Annotated in this window: 17 protein-coding genes; 10 read left to right on the top strand and 7 right to left on the bottom strand. The window is 64.5% G+C overall.

Going from position 1 to position 16,736, the window contains the following annotated elements; all coding sequences use genetic code 11:
• Positions 1-28: 28 nt before the first annotated feature.
• Positions 29-1,054 carry an AraC family transcriptional regulator gene (locus tag EN857_RS03480; RefSeq protein ID WP_135857992.1) on the bottom strand — a complete coding sequence of 342 codons (1,026 nt, stop codon included), beginning with the start codon at positions 1,052-1,054 and terminating at the stop codon, positions 29-31.
• A 270-nt stretch (positions 1,055-1,324) separates the two neighbouring features.
• Between EN857_RS03480 and EN857_RS03475 the strand changes: the two genes are divergently transcribed.
• From EN857_RS03475 to EN857_RS35465, 4 genes are all read left to right on the top strand, one after another.
• The gene (locus tag EN857_RS03475) at positions 1,325-2,473 is read left to right on the top strand and encodes a helix-turn-helix transcriptional regulator (RefSeq protein WP_127392313.1); all 1,149 of its coding nucleotides are present in this window, start codon (positions 1,325-1,327) and stop codon (positions 2,471-2,473) included.
• A gap of 191 nt (positions 2,474-2,664) precedes the next feature.
• The gene (locus EN857_RS03470) at positions 2,665-3,360 is read left to right on the top strand and encodes an outer membrane protein (RefSeq protein ID WP_127287074.1); all 696 of its coding nucleotides are present in this window, start codon (positions 2,665-2,667) and stop codon (positions 3,358-3,360) included.
• Between the two features lie 74 nt (positions 3,361-3,434).
• Entirely contained in the window at positions 3,435-4,112 is a 678-nt protein-coding gene (locus EN857_RS03465; protein WP_127287073.1) for an outer membrane protein, read from the top strand.
• Between the two features lie 385 nt (positions 4,113-4,497).
• Positions 4,498-4,707, top strand: a complete 210-nt coding sequence (locus EN857_RS35465; RefSeq protein ID WP_245493453.1) for a DUF4440 domain-containing protein — start codon at positions 4,498-4,500, stop codon at positions 4,705-4,707.
• A 209-nt stretch (positions 4,708-4,916) separates the two neighbouring features.
• On the opposite strand, the gene EN857_RS03450 is transcribed toward EN857_RS35465, so the two are convergent.
• The 3 genes from EN857_RS03450 to EN857_RS03440 are packed head-to-tail and all read right to left on the bottom strand — an operon-like array spanning position 4,917 to position 8,688.
• On the bottom strand, positions 4,917-7,211 hold the full coding sequence (locus EN857_RS03450) for a xanthine dehydrogenase family protein molybdopterin-binding subunit (protein ID WP_128346374.1): 2,295 nt from the start codon (positions 7,209-7,211) through the stop codon (positions 4,917-4,919).
• On the bottom strand, positions 7,208-8,191 hold the full coding sequence (locus tag EN857_RS03445; RefSeq protein ID WP_128346373.1) for a xanthine dehydrogenase family protein subunit M: 984 nt from the start codon (positions 8,189-8,191) through the stop codon (positions 7,208-7,210). The genes EN857_RS03450 and EN857_RS03445 overlap by 4 nt, the downstream gene beginning before the upstream one ends.
• On the bottom strand, positions 8,188-8,688 hold the full coding sequence (locus tag EN857_RS03440) for a (2Fe-2S)-binding protein (protein ID WP_187331172.1): 501 nt from the start codon (positions 8,686-8,688) through the stop codon (positions 8,188-8,190). Before EN857_RS03440 ends, EN857_RS03445 begins: the two co-directional genes overlap by 4 nt.
• 436 nt (positions 8,689-9,124) lie before the next feature.
• Between EN857_RS03440 and EN857_RS03435 the strand changes: the two genes are divergently transcribed.
• A complete protein-coding gene (locus EN857_RS03435; RefSeq protein WP_127393830.1) occupies positions 9,125-9,757 on the top strand; it encodes a TetR/AcrR family transcriptional regulator in 633 nt (210 codons plus the stop codon).
• 20 nt (positions 9,758-9,777) lie between these two features.
• Here EN857_RS03435 and EN857_RS03430 read toward each other — a convergent pair whose 3' ends face one another.
• A complete protein-coding gene (locus EN857_RS03430; RefSeq protein ID WP_320254358.1) occupies positions 9,778-10,074 on the bottom strand; it encodes a hypothetical protein in 297 nt (98 codons plus the stop codon).
• A gap of 147 nt (positions 10,075-10,221) precedes the next feature.
• On the opposite strand from EN857_RS03430, the gene EN857_RS03425 reads away from it, so the two are divergent.
• On the top strand, positions 10,222-11,052 hold the full coding sequence (locus EN857_RS03425) for an aldo/keto reductase (RefSeq protein WP_127393829.1): 831 nt from the start codon (positions 10,222-10,224) through the stop codon (positions 11,050-11,052).
• A gap of 89 nt (positions 11,053-11,141) precedes the next feature.
• Here the strand turns inward: EN857_RS03425 and EN857_RS03420 are convergent, their stop codons facing one another.
• Together EN857_RS03420 and EN857_RS03415 are read right to left on the bottom strand one after the other, a co-directional pair.
• Positions 11,142-11,954 carry a methyltransferase domain-containing protein gene (locus EN857_RS03420; RefSeq protein ID WP_127393828.1) on the bottom strand — a complete coding sequence of 271 codons (813 nt, stop codon included), beginning with the start codon at positions 11,952-11,954 and terminating at the stop codon, positions 11,142-11,144.
• A gap of 164 nt (positions 11,955-12,118) precedes the next feature.
• Entirely contained in the window at positions 12,119-12,391 is a 273-nt protein-coding gene (locus tag EN857_RS03415) for a hypothetical protein (RefSeq protein WP_127286337.1), read from the bottom strand.
• A 180-nt stretch (positions 12,392-12,571) separates the two neighbouring features.
• Between EN857_RS03415 and EN857_RS03410 the strand changes: the two genes are divergently transcribed.
• The 4 genes from EN857_RS03410 (at position 12,572) to EN857_RS03395 (ending at position 16,709) form a co-directional block, all read left to right on the top strand.
• Positions 12,572-13,576: a LacI family DNA-binding transcriptional regulator gene (locus EN857_RS03410; RefSeq protein WP_127391395.1), complete on the top strand. Its 1,005-nt coding sequence runs from the start codon at positions 12,572-12,574 to the stop codon at positions 13,574-13,576.
• Positions 13,577-13,859: 283 nt separating this feature from the next.
• Entirely contained in the window at positions 13,860-14,651 is a 792-nt protein-coding gene (locus EN857_RS03405; protein ID WP_127391391.1) for a 3-methyl-2-oxobutanoate hydroxymethyltransferase, read from the top strand.
• 24 nt (positions 14,652-14,675) lie between these two features.
• The gene (locus EN857_RS03400; protein WP_127391390.1) at positions 14,676-15,683 is read left to right on the top strand and encodes a sterol desaturase family protein; all 1,008 of its coding nucleotides are present in this window, start codon (positions 14,676-14,678) and stop codon (positions 15,681-15,683) included.
• A 78-nt stretch (positions 15,684-15,761) separates the two neighbouring features.
• Positions 15,762-16,709, top strand: a complete 948-nt coding sequence (locus EN857_RS03395; RefSeq protein ID WP_127286341.1) for a substrate-binding domain-containing protein — start codon at positions 15,762-15,764, stop codon at positions 16,707-16,709.
• The last annotated feature ends 27 nt before the right edge of the window (positions 16,710-16,736 follow it).

Here is a 16,736-nt window from a genome sequence, read left to right as displayed (position 1 = left end):
GGGGGGCCGTGCCGGCCGATGTCCGGATCTATCTCGCGCTCGATGGCGTGTAGCCGAAGCGGCGGCGGAAACAGCGATTGAAGTAGGACACATCGCTGAAGCCATTTATCAGCGCGATTTCGCTGACGCGCATGGCGTCGTTGTGCCGTTGCGAGAGCATCTTGTGCGCTCTCTGCAGGCGTAGTTCGAGAACACGCTCGGAGAAGCTGATGCCTGTTTCCTGGAGCAGATCCTGGACATAGCGCGCCGACAGGCCGAGCTCTTTTGCGATACCTTGCGCGGAGATTTCCGGATCGGTGAAGCCACCGCGAATTTTAGTCAGAATCGCTTGCGTCCGTACCGCACGTAGACCTCGCGCGTCCGCGTTGTCGTGCGCCGTCACCGGTGTGGCAATGGAAGCGGTGGCGGCGATCAGGTCGGCAATATGATCGGCCACGAACTGCATGGTCAGTTGAGACTCGGCTTCTTTCTCATCGGCCAGAACGCCGACATAGGCACGAAGAAGGGCGTTGATCATCATGGAGCTCGACACGACGGTCATCAGGCGATCCTCAAACCCTGCATATCGCTGACGCACGCGTTCGCGATCGGTCTGCACGGCGATCAGGCCGCATTGCCCGTCGCTCACTCGGATGATTGAGGGAGCGCTCTGCTCGACAAGAACGGACGCGCCTGGACTCAGATCGACGCTCCTTCCCGCCTGGTCGACGCTGGGCGGGGAGTGTCCGGCATTGAGAAGCAACACGACATTGTTGGTGCTCTGAGCAGCAATGTCTTCAGTGGTTCTCGATATCGATTTGACAGTGCCGTGGATCGTGCCCACCGAAACGTCGCTAGCTCGAACAATCCTGAGCTCCCCTTCGAACGATCTGCCGATGGCCGGATCGGCACGCAGACGGGCGTAACCGGATGTCAGCGATGAGATCCATTGCTCCTTCTGGATTTGTTCGCCGCCGATCAGGTCGCTGGAATTGTAGGTAATCCTGTGCAATCCCTCATAGGCGCCAAGATGCTCCGGCAAACCAGCCGATGAAAACACCGTCTTTCGTGACAAAGGAAGCGCCCCCGCTAAACCCGCAGTCTCAAAAAATCGAACGCGACGCTTTCCAATCCAGGAATAACCAGCAACATTGATGGCTTGGCGTTCAGCCGACTGAACCCCTTAATCGAGCCCAATTACGCTTGGCGTCACCCGAAAGTATGACGCCAGCAAAATCCTCCAGGCGGATCGGCGTCCTTGCGCCGAGCCGCCGTCAAAATGTTGCTGGTTTCATTCTTTGCCCGCCGTCCATCATGGCGGGCATGCTGGGGTGCAGGAGAAACGGTGGAAAGGCTGAGCAGCGAAATTCTGGGTTCGATTGTCGGCGATATCTACGATTGCGTGCTGAATCCGGACGGCTGGACCGGGGTCATGATCCGGATCACCGAAACCATGGATGCGGCGTACAGCACCATCGCGCTTGCCAGCACTGCCGACAATCACGGTCGCTTCGCCGCTCGGTCGCCCTGGGATCCCGAGCGGATGCGCGTGCTGCAGGAGGATTATGACTTTGACGCAATTCCAGGGCTGAAGGCGGCGGTCGTCGGCGATATCGACACGCCCGTCGCGACGCTATCGCATATCAGCGAAGCCGAACTCCAGCAGACGCCGTTTTATCAGAATTGGGCCAAGCCGCAGGGATTGCGCGAAGGCTGCATCATCAAATTCGTTCACACACCGGACCGGATCGGCCTCATGGGTTGCACCACGCGGGCCGGCAGGGGGATCATATCCGTCGAGGAGCAGCGTTTCATGGCCTTGCTGTCGCCGCATCTGCGCCGTGCGTCCCTGATTGGCGACCTGCTCGATCAGGCCCGCGTGACTGCCAGTCTCTATCGTCAGGCGCTCGACCATCTGGCCGTGCCTGTCGTGCTTACTGGCGCCAGTGGGGCAATCCTGCATGCCAATGAGGCTGCCCAGCAGATGCTTTCGGTGGAAGGTCCCATTCGTTCGAGGAATGGCCTCCTGCAGGCGCAGAATCCGGCGGTGGCTCTTGCCCTGCAGGAAGCGATCGCCAGTGCCGCGCGCGCGGATGCCTCGCTTGGTTCGCGCGGCATCGGCCTGCCCATTTCGGCGCCGGGACAGCCGCCCGCCGTTGCTTATGTGTTGCCGTTGACCGAAGGCACCGCGCGCGCGGCTTTCCGGCCCGCCTGTGCCGCCGTCTTCGTGTCGACGACGACGTCCGCCTCGCCATTGCCGGAAGCCGTTCTCACCACGCTGTTCGACCTGACGCCAGCGGAGGCGCGGGTCCTGCTCAGGATCGGCAGCGGTTTGTCCGCCCCCAGGAGCGCGGTTGCGCTCGGCATCGGCGAGAATACCCTGAAGACCCACCTCAACCGGATCTTTGCCAAGACCGGCACGCGGCGCCAGGCCGATCTCGTCAAACTCATTTCGGACATGGGCGCCCCTCTCGCAGGTCCCGAATCGACGTAGCCGGCCGGCTGCGGCTGATCTGCCACACTGGTTCGGAAAGTGACGGGGTGCGTTCCAGGACAATTCCAGTGCGGCCCAGCCCAAGACGCGCGCCGCCCGACAATGCAACACCGGGACGTCGACAACAGCTGAATCCCCGCGAAGCATTTCGGCGGCGGGGAACGTAGCATTTCTGGGGCATCAGACTGACAATGAAAACCATTCTTCTCGCGGCAGCCTTCATCCTCGCGCCTGTCGGCATGGCATGCGCGGCGGACATCAATGAAACCTCGCCCGTTGCCGCCGCCTACGACTGGTCCGGCCTCTATGCCGGCGTCGACGTCGGTTATGCAGCCGGAAAATCCAATCTCTTCATTGCCGGCGCTGGCCTTGGGGGCACCGACGTCAACGCGCCCCTCGATCCGACCGGCTTTGTTGGCGGCGTCCATATCGGCGTCAACCAGGAAATGGCGAACCGCTTCGTGCTCGGCGCCGAGGCCGACCTCGCATACAGCAATGTAGATAGGGTGAGCACCTTCGCAGGCGCCGGCGCGCTGCTCAACACCGAACTCAAGTGGTCGGGTTCGGCGCGGCTGCGGGCTGGCTATGCTTTCGATCGGACCTTGCCCTACATCACTGCCGGCGTGGCCGCCGCCAAGTATGAAGTGAGCGTGATCACCAACGGCCCCGGCGGTACAATACCAGTCCACGACGAAACCCATCTTGGCTGGACGGTTGGAGCTGGCGTTGACCACGCCTTCACTGACAAGTGGATCGCCAGCGTCGAATATCGCTACGCCGACTTCGGTAAAAAGGATCTCTCGGTGCCGCTTTTTGGTCCTGGCACGGTTTCGAACGTCGATCTCAAGACGCACAATTTACGGGTCGGCCTCAGCTACAAGTTCTGATCTGCAGAACCGAACGGAGCCCCTCTGCGGCCTTTCCGAAACGGAGGGCGCAACATTATGAGGCAGCAGACACGATGAAACCGATTCTTCTCGCGACAGCCTTCATCCTCGCGCCTGCCGGCCTGGCATCAGCGGCGGACACCAATGAGGGGCAGGCTGCCTACGACTGGTCTGGCTCCTATGCCGGCGTCGACGTCGGTTACGCAGTCGGAAGCTCTGACCACCTGGTTACCAGCGGCGGCGGCGATCTCAACAGTCCTATCGATCCGAACGGCTTCATAGGGGGCATCCATATCGGCCTCAATCGTGAAATGGCCAGCCGCTTCGTACTCGGCGCCGAAGCCGACCTGATGTACACTGCCGTGGATGGACAGACGGCCTTCGGCAGCGGCGGTGGCGCCTTGGTCAAGGGCGAGGTCAAATGGTCAGGCTCTGCGCGGCTGCGGGCTGGTTACGCCTACGACCGGACCTTGCCCTACATCACTGCCGGCGTGGCCGCGGCCAGGTATCAAGTGCTCGTGACCACCGGCGGCTTCGGCGGTGACCAGCCATATCGTGAAGAGACGCATGTTGGCTGGACGGTTGGAGGCGGCGTTGAGCACGCCCTCTCCGACAGGTGGATCGCTCGGGTCGAATATCGCTACTCCGACTTCGGCAGCAAGGCTCTCTCGGCGGTGAATGGCTTTACCACCGAAACGCACGTCGATCTCCAGACTCACGATATTCGGGTCGGACTCAGCTACAAGTTCTGATCCGCCGAACACCCCCCCGCGCCGGGCGTTTCCGCCGCGGGGGAGCGCTCGAACTTGAAGCGCCCCGGCATCAGCCTGGGGCGACGAACACAAGCTGGAATATTGCCGCGATCCTTCGCGCCCCCTCCGGCCTCGCGGCCATCACCCCCCGCAGGCGCTCATTGCCATTGGCAACAGGTGCACCACCTACTCACGGATGCATTAGGGAGACAACCCAATGACCGACGACGAAAGCGCGATCCGGCAGGTGGTCGAGACCTGGATGGCGGCAAGCCGCAAGGCGATCTGGAGACCGTGCTCTCGCTGATGACCGACGACGTCATCTTCATGGTTCCCGCCAAGGAACCGTTCGGCAAGGCAGCCTTCGCTGCCTGCCTTCAAAGGCATGGGCGAGAAGATCGATGGCTCGAGCGAGATCGTCGAACTCAAGCTGCTCGGCGACTGGGCCTATATCCGCAACCGCATCGACATGACGGCGCCGCCACCGGGCGGCGAGCCGGTGCGGCGCTCCGGCTACACGCTCACGCTACTGCGCAAGGAAGGCGACGGACGCTGGCGGCTAGCGCGGGATGCGAACTTGCTGGCGAGTGCCTGATCTCGCTATGTGAAGCTGTGATTTGCTGAAACGCTGGCGGGACAGCACCCCCCTCTGGCCTGCCGGCCATCTCCCCCTCAAGGGGGGAGTTTATTCGCTCCGCCGCCTTCGCCAATTTCGAACGCTGCGAGGGTGCGCGCCGGCGCTGAAACCGCCAATCTCCCCCCTTGAGGGGGAGATGCCCGGCAGGGCAGGGGCTCGCGCCAGCCTCAGATCAATTTTTCCAGCGTGATCGGCAAATCCCTTACCCGCTTCCCCGTCGCATGGAACACCGCGTTGGCGATCGCCGGCGCGACGCCGACGATGCCGAGCTCGCCGACGCCCTTGCCGCCGAGCGCTGACGAATGCGGGTCGGGAATGCCGACCGAGATCGTCTGGATATCCGGAATGTCGGCATTGGTCGGGATCATGTAGTCGGCGAGGTTGCCGTTGACGATGCGGCCGTGGCGGCGGTCGACCAAGCCTTCTTCCAGCAGCGCCTGGCCGATGCCCATGATGATGCCGCCCTTCCACTGGCTTTCCGCCAGCTTCGGGTTGTAGAGCCGGCCTGAATCCAGCGCCGACACCACGCGCGACACCCGCACCGTGCCGAAATCCTCGTCGACGCGGACCTCGACGAAATGCGCGCACCAGGAATGGCGCGAATAGTCGCCCTCGGTGTGTGGGATCGACATGGCGATGGTGGTGTAGTTCTTGTAGCGCTCCTCCGCTGTCGTGGTCGCCGGCATGGTGTCGCCCTTGGCCTCGATCTTCTCGCGACCGACGGCGGACAATAGCTCGGCGATCGACAGCTCCGGCCCTTCGCCGCGCGGCGAGGCGATGCGGCCGTCCCTGACCACCAGCGTGTTCGCCTGCAGCGCATGGAAGGGCGAGCGCGGATCGGCGATCGCCAGCCCGATCAGCTCGTCGAGCGCCTGGCTGGCCGCCTTGTAGACGGCGCCGGTCATGACACCGGCAAGCCTGGAGCCACCTGCAACGCCGGCGCGAGCGAAGTGGGAATCTCCCAGCTTCACCGACACCTGTTCCACCGGCACGCCTAGCGTCTCGGCCGCCGTCTGCGCCAGGATAGTATAGGTGCCCTGGCCCATGTCGATGGAGGAGCTTTCGACCTCGACCGAACCGTCGGCGAGGATGTTCACCACCGCCTCGCCATGGGCGCGCCGCACCGGATAGGTGCCGGCCGCGACGCCCCAGCCGATCAGGTGATGGCCGTCGCGCATCGAGCGCGGCGCGGGCGAACGCTTCGCCCAGCCGAAGGCTTCCGCGCCGGCCGCGAAGGCCTCGCGCAACTGGCGTGTCGACCATGCCTTCCTGGCGTGCGGGTCTTCCTCGGCGTAATTGCGCAGCCGGATCTCCAGCGGATCGATACCGAGCTCATAGGCGAGCTCGTCGATCGCGCTTTCGATGCCGAAGGCACTGGGGTTTTCGCCCGGCGCCCGTTTGGCGCCCGGCACCACGGTGTTGACCCGCACGACATTCTGCTTCGAGGAGAAATTGGGCGTGGCGTACATGATCGAGGTAACGGAGCCGAGTGGCTCGACCCACATGCCGTCGACCGCCGTCTCGTTGACGCCGCGATGCACGATCGACTGGATCTTGCCATCGCGATCGGCGCCGATCGCCACGGTCTGCCTTGTCGCGGCGCGGCCGCCATAGGAGGTAAAATTCTGCGGCCGGGTCAGCATCAGCTTGACCGGCCGTCCCAACATCTTTGCCGAGGCCGCCGCTACCGCGCTGTGCGCCAAGGCGAGCGCCTTCGAGCCGAAGCCGCCGCCAATATAGGGCGAGACCAGCCGCACGTTCTCGAACGGGATCGCGAACCATTCGGCATAGGTGCGCGCCATGCCGTCGAGCCACTGGCTGGGCTCCCAGATGGTGAGCGCCTCGCCCTGCCAGCGCGCGATCAGCCCATGAGGTTCCATCGCCGCCTGGAACTCGCGCGGCGTGTTGTAGGCGGCGCAGACGCGCACCGGCGAAGCGGCAAAGGCGGCTTGGGCGTCGCCCCACTCCTTGGTCATCGCCTCGATCGGGATGCCGTCGCCCGCCTTGGGGTCGCTAAGGTCGACGATGGCCGGCGTCTCGTCATAGGTCACCTTGACAAGGGCGGCGGCCGCGACTGCCTGCTCGAAGGTCTCGGCCACCACCGCAGCGACATGCTGGCCGGAATAGGTGACCACGCGGGCGAGCGGGCAATAGGGGACGTTGGGCGGTGGCGTGCCGAACCAGTCCGACGCCGTCCTTAGCGGTATGATGGTGTCCGGCGTCAGCACTAGCAGCACGCCGGGCGCGGTCTCGGCCGCGCGCGTGTCGATCGAAAGGACCGTGCCGGCGGCGACGGTGCTTTCCACCATCACCGCATGCGCCAGCCCTTCGAGTTGCTGCTCGACGGCGTAGTGGGCCGCGCCGGTGATCTTGGCCGGGCCGTCGACGCGCGACAGCCGCCCGCCGACCGCTTCGAGGCGCGCGCCGTCGGACGCGGCATGTTTCATCTCATGAACGGTCATGCCGTCTCTCCCAATTTGAGGATGGCTCTGGCGACGACGCGCGGCGCGAGCTCGATCTTGTAGTGGTTGGCGCCATGGTCGACGGCGCCCTCCATGGTGAGTTCGCTGGCCTTGCGGACTGTGGCCTCGTCGAACGTCTTGCCTTTGAGCGCGTCTTCGACTGCACGCGCACGCCACGGTTTCGTGGCGACGCCGCCGAGCGCGATGCGGATGTCGCGGATGGTGCGGCCGTCGCCTTCGAGTTCCAGCCCGACGGCGGCACTCGCCGCCGCGAACTCATAGGACTGGCGGTCGCGGACCTTGAGATAGGTCGAGCGCCTGGCTGCGGCCGAGCCGGGGATCTCGATGGCCGTGATCACCTCGCCGGGGCGGATGTCGTGCTCACGTTCGGCCGTGGCGCCCGGCGCCAGGAAGAAGTCCTCGACCTTGAGCCGCCTCTCGCCGAGATGAACCTCGGCGTCGAAGGCAACGAGCGCGATGGCGAGATCGCCCGGATAGGTGGCTATGCAGGCCTCGCTGGTGCCGAGCACGGCATGGCCGCGCGTCACCCCGCCGATCGCCGAGCAGCCGCTGCCGGGCGCGCGCTTGTTGCAGGCCGGGAAGTTGGCGGGATCGCGGAAATAGGGGCAGCGCGTGCGCTGCATCAGATTGCCGCCGATGCTCGCCATGTTGCGCAGCTGCGCCGAGGCTGCCTGCCACAGCGCTTCCGAGACGGCCGGGAAGCGGCCCTTGATCTCGGCATGGTCGGCGACATGGCTCATTTTCGCCAGCGCGCCGATCACGGCGCGGCCGGCGCTGACATCGATGGCGTCGAGCCCCTTGATATGGCTGATGTCGATGACAGCGGAAGGTTCGGCGACGCCGCATTTGGCGAGGTCGACCAGCGTCGTGCCGCCGGCGAGCAGCATGGCGCCGGGAAGGGCGGCGGCGTTGCGTGCAGCTTCCACGCTGTCGGCGCGAAGGTAGGAAAAGTCTCTCATGAGCGGAGCCCCTCTGCTGCATGGCGAACGGCGGCGACGATGTGCGGATAAGCGCCGCAGCGGCAGAGATTGCCGGCCATGTATTCGCGGATTTCTTCGTCGGAGCCGGCATGGCCTTCGCGGATGCAGGCCACCGCCGACATGATCTGGCCGGGCGTGCAATAGCCGCACTGGAAGGCGTCCTGCTCGAGGAAGGCTGCCTGGACGGCGTTGAGCGTGCCGTCTTCGCCCGCCAGTCCTTCGATGGTGGTGACGGAACGGCCCGCGACTTGCGCGGCGAGCGTCAGGCAGGCCAGCACGCGCTCGCCGTCGACATGCACGGTGCAGGCGCCGCACTGGCCCTGGTCGCACCCCTTCTTGGTGCCGGTGAGATGGAGACGATCGCGCAGCGCGTCGAGCAGGGTGACGCGCGGCTCGATGTCGAGCGCGTGGTCGCGGCCGTTGATGGTGAGATGGATGGAGAGGGTGGTGGGGCTGATGGTCGATTGGTCATTCATGAGGGCGTCGGGCTCCAATTGCTGGACGCTAGGCGGATGGAAATGGGGCTTGGGAGGCGAGGGGCAAGGCGTGGAAGCTGCTAATCTCCCACCTTGTGGGGGAGATGCCCGGCAGGGCAGAGGGGGGCGCGAAGGAACGCGGCGATTGGGGCTACGTCCTTGAGAGGAAACCTGAAATGCGAACGCGTTTGTCGCGGGCTGCGACGTCGGCGGGACAACGCCCCCCTCTGGCCTGCCGGCCATCTCCCTGATGAGGGGGAGATCGGCAGTTCCGTCGTCCAGCGGGCAACCGAATTTTGCTCCTCTCGAACACGTGACATACCGGTCCCCCTGATTATATGATAAAGGTGCTCCACTAAAACGGAGGCGCCTCCGTTTATTTACGTGGGGGCTGACCGGCCACGGTTCAAGCCCCAATCGACCCGTGGAGACAAAATTGGCTGAAAGGCCGCTAGCTACCGCCGACGAGAAGCCCGCCACGCCAGCGCCAAAACCGCTGCGCGCTGACGCCCAGCGCAACCGCGACAAGCTTGTCGAGGTGGCGGCGCAGGCTTTTGCGACCGACGGCGTCGATGCTTCGCTGGAGGAGATCGCTCGCCAGGCAGAGGTCGGCATCGGCACGCTCTACCGCCATTTCCCGACCCGCGAGCATCTGGTCGAAATCGTCTACCGCCGCGAGGTGGAGGCGCTCTGCCTGGCGGCGGAAGAGCTGGCCCGCGATCACCCGGCCGATGTCGCGCTGGAGCTCTGGATGCAGCGTTTCGTCGACTACATCGCCACCAAGCGCGGCCTGGCGACCAGCCTGCGCATCCTGCTCACCACCAATTCGACGCTGTTCTCCGACACCTCCGGCCGCGTCTCTCAGGCGCTCAAACGGTTGGTCGAAGCGGCCGCCGCCGCCGGCACGATCCGCGCCGACGTCGATGCCTCCGACGTGCTGCATGCGCTCGGCGGCATCTACTCCGCCCCCAACACGCCCGACTGGCGCGACCGGTCGGGGCGGCTGGTCAAGCTCTTGATGGATGGGTTGCGGTTCGGGGCGACGAAGGCGTCGAAGGTGCCCCGATAGTCGGGCGCGCCGCGATCGGCCTATCGACCCAGCGGTTGCCTCGACAGCGAGAGAAGTTCTTCCTCGTCGGTGATGCCGGCCATGTAATTGGCAAGGATGCGCGACGCCAGACCTTCGAGACGATCGGCGGCATCGCTTTCATGTTTCAGCCGTTCGAAGATCCGTGCCAGCAAAGCCAGTTCGGACGGATCGAAAATACCAGCGTCCTGAGCTTTTCGACGAATTGGCATGACGCCTCCCACGCAGACGTTTTCGCAAGGCCATTGCAACGCGCCCCATCGAGACTGCGAGTTCGTGGTTAAGAAAACATTAGCCATGCAAAAAGTTCCAGTGCGGTCGAAATGGGCCGTGTGCGCTTAGCCGCCGACCGTTCCGCAAATACACAAACGTGTCATCGACTCGCATTGCCGGGAGCGCAGCCTAGATAGGGCGCGGGGCAAACATGATTGCAGAAGGACATACGCATGCCTGAACGGCTGACATTGAACGACGGCTCCGCCATCCCCCAAATCGGTCTGGGCGTCTGGCAGGTCGACCCGGGCACCACCGCCAAGGTCGTGCGCTGGGGGATCGAGGCCGGCTACCGGCTGATCGACACCGCCGAGGGCTACCGCAACGAGGAAGGCGTCGGCGAGGCGATCCGCGCGGCTGGCGTGCCGAGGGCCGAGTTGTTCATCACATCCAAGCTGCGCAACGGTGCGCACCAGCGCGATGCCGCGCTGCGCGCTTTCGACGACACGATGCAAAAGCTCGGCATCGACCAGATCGATCTCTTCCTCATCCACTGGCCAGTGCCGAGCCAGGGCAAGTATGTCGAAGCCTGGAAGACGCTGGTCGAATTGCGGAAGGCCGGCCGGATAAAATCGGTCGGCGTGTCGAACTTCAACCAGGACCATCTGGAGCGCATCATCGGCGAGACCGGCGTTACGCCGACCGTCAACCAGATCGAGCTGCACCCTCGCTTCCAGCAGCGCGACAAGCGTGATTTTCACGCCAGGCACGACATCAAGATCGAGAGCTGGAGCCCGCTGGGCAGCGGCCGGCTGCTTGCCGATCCGACGCTCGGGGCAATCGCCGAGAAGCACGGCAAGTCGGTGGCGCAGGTGATCATCCGCTGGCACCTGCAGGAGGGGCTGATCGTCATTCCGAAGTCGAACCACCAGGACCGCATCGCCGCCAATTTCGACGTCTTCGATTTCGCGCTCGATGGCAGGGACCTTGAGACCATCCGCGGCATGGACTCACAAGACGGCCGCACCGGGCCGGATCCGGCGACGGCGGCGTTTTTGTTCTGAGGCGTTGAAACAGCTGATCTCCCCCATCGTGGGGAGATTAGCGCTTCGCCGAAGGCGCCTTTTCTGCACCGTTGGCGATTGGCCTATCGCTACGCCATCGCCACGATCACATGCGCCTGGATCTTGGCGGCGACCGCGCCGCTTCCGTGTCTGTCCTTGATCACGGCTTCGGCATGGTCGGTCGCGGCTTGCAGTTTTCCCGCGTCTCTGGCCTCGATCTCGTTGCGCAGCAGCGTTCCCTGGCAATAGGCGACGGCCGGAACGCGCGGCGAGGATGCGCGGCTTTGTTCGGCTATCGTCTCGATCGCCACATGTGAGAACCCCGCGGCCTCGACGTCTCTGCGGATCAGGTCCTTGTCGTGGTAGCCGTGCGGCGTGCGCGCCAGGAAGCGCGGCGGATCGTTGGGAAAGATTTTGGCAAGCGCATTCGTCACGTCATGCGCAAAGACATTCTCCTCGATGCGATCCCACACGTTGAACAAAAAGCGTCCTCCGGGCTTCAGGACGCGCCTTGCTTCGCGATAGCCGGCCGTGCGGTCGGGAAAGAACATCGCGCCGAACTGACAACAGACGAGATCGAAGGCCGCGTCCTCGAACGGCAGCGCCAGCGCATCCGCCTGGCGCCATTGGATGCGGCTGTCGGGGCCTTGCCGCGCGGCGGCATAGTCGAGCATCGGCTGGTTGAGGTCGGTCACGACATAGCTTGCGCCGACCGGCAGTTTTGGCGCCAGCGCGCGGGTGACGACCCCGGTGCCGGCTGCGGTCTCCAGGACGGCGCCGGGCGACAGCGCCGCCGCCCGTCGCGCGAGATCCACTGCGTAGGGCTCGAAGATCAACGGCACCATATGGCGGTCGTAGTTTTCCGGAACAGAGCCGGCGAACACCTTGTCGGTTTCCAGCATTTCTATTCCCCCGTCCGTTTGATGGCTGGCAAGGCTAGCATATGATTGCTTGTTTCGGCTCGTTTTCGACCGAAAGGCGTCCGGCGCCATATGCGGCTACGCCGGACCTATCTCGCTTATCCAGCCTGGTTGGTTGAGCCGCCCGAACCCAGGACGCGAGCCGGCTATCCCTTTTCTTCCACCAGGATCACCAGCGATTCCGGTACCACGCCGTCGAATTCCATGGCATCGGCGGCTGCCTTGCTCTGCATCAGGGCCGCCAGCTTGTCCATGTCCGGAACGTCCATCATCAGCGCCACCCGGTTCGGGTTCTGCGGATCGACGAAGGTGCGGATGTTGGTGATTCCGAGCGCGCCGAAAATCTCCTTGCGCTTCGGCGACGTGAGCCAGTGCTTGGCGCCTTTCGTGATGTTGTGATGGCCGATGATCGTTGGCATTGCGGACCCTCCCAAGGTGGCGCCCGGCGGGTCGAAATCGCCCGTCTGGTGCGATCTATGCGAGCACCAATCAGCGCCGTTTCCACTTGGCTGTCAATTAGCATTCGCTGATGGGGAGGCACCTTCTCCGGCACGGGGAGAAGGACTAGGTTCCGTCGTTACACATCCAGGAGTCCGCCCATTCCAAAGCCTACCTTCCTCGAGATCGCCCGCCGTGCCGGCGTCGGCACGGCGACCGTCGAGCGCGTGCTGAACGGCAGAGGCGGGGTGCGCCCTGAGACCGTCGAGAAGGTGGTGGCGGCGGCGCGCTCGCTCGACTATCCGCGCCGTCTGCCCGAGGCGCATCGCGGCGTCATCCGCATCGAGGTGATCCTGGTCAGGCCGGACGCGACTTTCTTCGCCAGGCTCTCGCGCGCCTTCGAGCGCATCGCCGCCACGCTCGACCGCACCATTGCCGTCCACCGCACCTTCCTCGACGAGGCCAACCCGGCCGAGATCGCCGCGCGCATCCTCGATCCGGAGATGCGCCGCGCCGGTCTGATCCTCGCCGTGCCGGACCATCCGCTGGTCAGCGCCGCGCTTCGCCAGCTCGAGGGCGAAAGGATCCCGACGGTGCAGATCGTCACCCAGATATCCGGCACCAAAAGCACCTATGTCGGCATCGACAATTACGCCGCCGGCCGCATGGCCGGCCTGCTGATGGCACGCATGCAGCGCCGGCCGGGCAAGGTCGTCGCCATCTGCCACAGCCAGATCTACCGCGTCCACCGCGACCGCGTGCGCGGCTTCTTCGACTATCTGATCGAGGCTGGCGTTGAGTTCGAGCCGGTCGCGGCGCTGTTCGGCCATGACGATGGCGACCGCAACGCCGAACAATTGCACGAGGCACTGAAGCGCTGGCCGGACCTTGCCGGCCTCTACAATGCCGGCGGCGCCAACACGGCGCTGAACGAGGTGCTGCGCCGCCACTCGAGGGGCCGCGACATCTTCTTCGTCGGTCACGAACTGACCGAGCGCAGCACGCGCGCCTTGCGCGAGGGCACGATGGACGTCGTGCTCGACCAGTCGCCCGAAGCTCAGGCGCGCCGCGCCATAGACCTTGTGCTCGCGGCGCTGAACCTGCACGACCTGCCGGTCGACAATCCGCCGATCCGCTTCGTCACCTTCACCGCCGAGAACCTTTGATCTGATTTGATCAAGGAACCGGGAGCTTTCGCCGCCGTCGCGGTGCTAACTCGCCCGTGAACGGAAGGGCGATGGCATGTGAAGTTCGCCCCCTCATCCGGCCGCTTCACCTGCACCTTTTGCCGTTTCGGAGAAGAGGCGGGCGGCGGCACCGAGGATCTCCCTCTTCCTTCGGGAAGAGGTCGGATGGCTACGATCTGTCCTTCACAGATCGGCAGGCAATCCGGGTGAGGGGGCTCTTTCCTACCTGCGATCGTCCGCCCGCGAACGGGAGGATGCATTTGTGACGAGACGGCTGACAGTCAGCGACCTGCAAAGCCAGAAGGGCGGCCGCAAATGGCTGCAACTGCATGTCGACACGCCGGCCGAGGCGGCCGCCGCGGTAGCCTGCGACATCGTCATCCTGTCCTGTGAGCCCGACCACAATCTGGAATTGATCCGCCAGGCGGCACCCTTCGCCTTCCTCTCCGTCGGCATGCCGCACGGCGCGGTCGCCTCGCCCGATGAGGCGGTGCGGCTGGGCTTCGCCATGATGAAGCGCGGCGCCGATGCGGTCTATTGCTCGCATTCGCCGCGCTTCATCGAGGCCATGGCGGCGGAGGGCATCCCGGTCACCGGCCATGTCGGCCTGGTGCCGAACCGCGCCACCTGGACGAATTTCCGCGCTGTCGGGCGCACCGCGGACGAAGCCTTCAAAGTGCTGCGCGCGGTAAAGGACATCGAGAATGCGGGCGCGGCCTGCGTCGAGGTCGAGGTGGTGCCGGTCAGGCTCGCCGACCACATCACGCGCGCCACCCCGCTGACCACCATGGGCATGGGCTGCGGTACGGCCTGCGACACGCAATATCTGTTCTCCTGCGATGTGCTCGGCACCCATGCTGGCCACTATCCGCGCCACGCCAAGCGCTACGCCGACTTCGTCACGCTGGAGGCCGAGCTGCAGGAAAAGCGTATTGCTGCCTTCCGCGCCTTCGGCCGCGACGTGGCGGCCGGCGCCTATCCCGAGGCGAAGCACCAGGTCGACATGGACGATGCCGCCTACGACCGCTTCCTCACCCTCTCTCAATCTTTGTGAAACCGGGGCCCTGTGAGGTCAGCCATGGACGACTTGCAATACGGCACGCGCAACAAGCGAGGCGACTGGGCGCCGAACGAGCCGGCCGGCACCGCGCCGCTCTTCGCCTACCCCCCGCGGCCGCTGGCGGTGCTGAAATGGCTGCCGAGTTACTTTCTGCCCTACAATGTGCTGTTCGCGCTGTCGGCGGTGGCGTGGTGGCGCTTCGTGCTGCCCGACGTCGAGGTGATGAAGACGTTTTCCGTCGGCTGGATCCTTTGGCTGTTCGTCGTCAACTGCGCAGCGCTGCTCGTCTTCTTCGGCGTCTTCGAACTTCGACTCTACATTTTGAGAGCCCAGGGCAACCGCTTCAAATACAACGGCAAATGGCCGTCGGAGCAGAAGAGCAAGGCCTTTTTCTTCGAGAACCAGAACCTCGACAACATGCTGCGCACCTTCGGCACCGGCATGCCGATCTGGACGGCGATCGAGGTCGCCATCCTCCATGCCTACGCCAATGGCTACGTGCCGTGGCTGAGCTTCGCCGAGCACCCGCTCTACCTGTTCCTGCTGGCGCTGGTGGTGCCGATCATCCACGAGACGCATTTCTTCCTGCTGCACCGGACGATCCACTGGGGGCCGCTCTACAAATGGGTGCATTCGGTGCACCACAATTCGGTCAACCCGTCGCCCTGGTCGTCGCTGTCGATGCACCCGGTGGAGCAGCTCGGCTATCTCGGCGTCGCCTTCTGGCACTTGATCATCCCGTCCAACCCGCTGCTCGCGCTCTACCAGCTCCACTATGCCGGCTTCGGCGCCATTCCCGGCCATGTCGGCTTCGACAAGGTGGAACTGACCGAGGACGCGAGCGTCGATAGCCACGCCTACATCCACTACCTGCACCACAAATATTTCGAGGTGAACTACGGCGACGGCCTGATCCCGTTCGACCGCTGGCTCGGCACCTTCCACGACGGCAGCAAGGACGGCGAGGCCCGCATGCAGGCCCGCTACGAGAAGAAGAAGGCGCGCGCCAACGCCGCCGCCAAATGACAGCCCAGTGAACCCTATCCCGAAAGGGCCGGAGACAAAGCGGGTGAACCGGCACCCATCTGCAAAGGGAGGAAACCCGTGAAGAAACTTCTGATCTCGACCGCGCTTGCCGCGCTGATGGCGATGCCGGCAACCGCCTTCGCCGCCAAGATCGGCGTCTCGATCGTCAATTTCGACAACAACTTCCAGACGCTGCTGAAGAACGGCATGCAGGCCCGCGCCAAGGAAAAGGGCGCCGACATCCAGGTCGAGGACGCGCAGAACGACGTCGCCAAGCAGCTCGATCAGGTGAAGAACTTCATCGCCAGCGGCGTCGACGCCATCATCGTCACCCTGGTCGACACCAACGCCTCGAAGTCGCTGAGCGAGGAGGCCGCCAAGGCCGGCATTCCGCTGGTCTTCGTCAACCTCGAACCGACCGACATGGCGAACCTCCCGGAGAAGCAGGTCTATGTCGGCTCGAACGAGGTCGAGTCCGGCACGCTGGAGGCCTTCGAAGTCTGCAAGATGCTGCGCGCCAAGGGCAAGTCATCGGGCGCCACCGCCTACATCGTCATGGGCAGCCTGGTGCACCAGGCAGCGCTGCAGCGCACCAAGGATGTCGAGCAGGTCTTTTCGACCGACATGTGCAATTTCATCAAGGTGACCGACAAGCAGTCCTCCGAGTGGTCGCGCGACAATGCGCAGAACCTGATGACCAACTGGCTGACCGCCGGCCAGGCGCCGGATGCCGTCATCGCCAACAATGACGAATCCGCCATCGGCGCCATCCTGGCGCTGAAGGCCAACGGCATCGACATGAAGAACGTCGTCGTCGGCGGCATCGACGCCACGCAGGACGGCCTCCAGGCGATGAAGGCGGGCGACCTTGCGGTGACGGTGTTCCAGAACGCCAACGGGCAGGGCGGCGGCGGTGTCGATGCCGCGCTCGCGCTCGCCAAGGGCGAGAAGGTCGACCGCGTCGTCTACGTGCCGTTCGAGCTGGTCACCCCGGCCAACGCCGCCGAGTACCTCAACAAGAACTGATCCTACGACCAAGCCCTCCGGGCGGTC

This window comes from Mesorhizobium sp. M4B.F.Ca.ET.214.01.1.1, from assembly GCF_004791545.1.
GTDB classification, from domain to species: Bacteria; Pseudomonadota; Alphaproteobacteria; order Rhizobiales; family Rhizobiaceae; genus Mesorhizobium; species Mesorhizobium abyssinicae.
The sequence above is the reverse complement of the archived record's forward strand: the minus strand, read 5'-3'. Positions and strand labels throughout refer to the sequence as shown.

Excerpts from the sequence above, each read along its gene's own strand:
- EN857_RS03470 (WP_127287074.1), top strand. The coding sequence starts at position 2,665 with ATGAAAACCATTCTTCTCGCGGCAGCCTTCATCCTCGCGCCTGTCGGC.
- EN857_RS03465 (WP_127287073.1), top strand. The coding sequence starts at position 3,435 with ATGAAACCGATTCTTCTCGCGACAGCCTTCATCCTCGCGCCTGCCGGC.
- EN857_RS35465 (WP_245493453.1), top strand. The coding sequence starts at position 4,498 with ATGGGCGAGAAGATCGATGGCTCGAGCGAGATCGTCGAACTCAAGCTG.
- EN857_RS03450 (WP_128346374.1), bottom strand. The coding sequence starts at position 7,211 with ATGACCGTTCATGAGATGAAACATGCCGCGTCCGACGGCGCGCGCCTC.
- EN857_RS03445 (WP_128346373.1), bottom strand. The coding sequence starts at position 8,191 with ATGAGAGACTTTTCCTACCTTCGCGCCGACAGCGTGGAAGCTGCACGC.
- EN857_RS03440 (WP_187331172.1), bottom strand. The coding sequence starts at position 8,688 with ATGAATGACCAATCGACCATCAGCCCCACCACCCTCTCCATCCATCTC.
- EN857_RS03430 (WP_320254358.1), bottom strand. The coding sequence starts at position 10,074 with ATGGCTAATGTTTTCTTAACCACGAACTCGCAGTCTCGATGGGGCGCG.
- EN857_RS03425 (WP_127393829.1), top strand. The coding sequence starts at position 10,222 with ATGCCTGAACGGCTGACATTGAACGACGGCTCCGCCATCCCCCAAATC.
- EN857_RS03420 (WP_127393828.1), bottom strand. The coding sequence starts at position 11,954 with ATGCTGGAAACCGACAAGGTGTTCGCCGGCTCTGTTCCGGAAAACTAC.
- EN857_RS03415 (WP_127286337.1), bottom strand. The coding sequence starts at position 12,391 with ATGCCAACGATCATCGGCCATCACAACATCACGAAAGGCGCCAAGCAC.
- EN857_RS03400 (WP_127391390.1), top strand. The coding sequence starts at position 14,676 with ATGGACGACTTGCAATACGGCACGCGCAACAAGCGAGGCGACTGGGCG.